This window comes from Mesorhizobium sp. M8A.F.Ca.ET.021.01.1.1 (assembly GCF_003998025.1).
GTDB lineage: Bacteria > Pseudomonadota > Alphaproteobacteria > Rhizobiales > Rhizobiaceae > Mesorhizobium.
Map to the genome: position 1 here is coordinate 1 of NZ_RZSJ01000988.1, position 1,007 is coordinate 1,007.

Below are 1,007 nucleotides of genomic sequence, written 5' to 3' on the forward strand. Positions count from 1 at the left end.
CCCACGCAGCGCGATCGCCGGACGGAGCTTGTCCCCGTCGATCCCCGGCCCGAGCGGTCGCCGCCGGCGGTCAGCTTCATCATATGCACGCGCAACCGTGTCGCCGTGCTCGAGGCTTGCATCAGGTCGGTCCAAAGCGCGTGCCGCGCCCATGCCGGCTTCGCGGCCGAACTCGTGGTCGTCGACAATGGTTCGGTCGACCGCACGGCGGAGCGCCTGGCCGGCATCGCCGAAATATCCGATATCCCGTTCACAGCCGTGCGCGAGCCGCGCCCCGGATTGGCCGCCGCCCGCAACGCCGGTGTGGCGCGCGCGCGCGGCCGCGTCCTGGTCTTCGTCGATGATGATTGCGAGATCGATGGCGATTACCTCCGCGATCTGGAACGACACTATGCTTCCGGCGAACAATGGCTCATCCGTGGCGGCTGCGTCGAACTCGGCGATCCCAGGGATTTGCCGTTCACGATCAAGCGCTCGCGGGTGCGCGAGCGGCTCACCCCCGATGTTCATCCGGGCGGCTTCGTGCTTGGCTGCAACATGGTGATGCACCGCGATGTCGCGGCCCGTATCGGTCATTTCGACGAACGGTTCGGCGCCGGCGGCCCGCTGCGGTCAGCGGAAGACACGGATTACCTTGTTCGAGCGATGCTGCTCGGCATCCCGGTCGAATATGTGCCCGATATGACAGTTTTCCATCATCATGGCCGGCGAGACCGCAAATCGATCGAAAAGCTCCACCGCGACTACAGCTTCGGCAATGGCGCCCTTTGCCTGAAACATGTCCGCCATGCGCCCTGGCTGCTTCGCCATTTCTATTGGGCCACGAGAGGGGCTTTGCGGGAGTTGGCGGGTGGTCCGCGGTTCGACCGCGAACTCCAGCTGTCGCATTGGCCGATCGTCGTCATGAATCTGACCGGCGCGGCCAGATTTGCGGTTCTTTTGCTGGCAAGATGGCCGGAAGAAGTGCAAGTGCCGCAGGATCGGCAGGCAGATGCCCAGGCGAGGTG

The 1,007-nt window shown here is 64.9% G+C and carries 1 protein-coding gene; it reads left to right on the forward strand.

Annotation, left to right across the window (positions count from 1 at the left end; all coding sequences use genetic code 11):
* Window positions 1-78 precede the first annotated feature (78 nt).
* Window positions 79-1,007 (forward strand): glycosyltransferase (locus EOA36_RS36065; protein ID WP_127281290.1); only part of this gene is annotated, 929 nt, incomplete at its 3' end.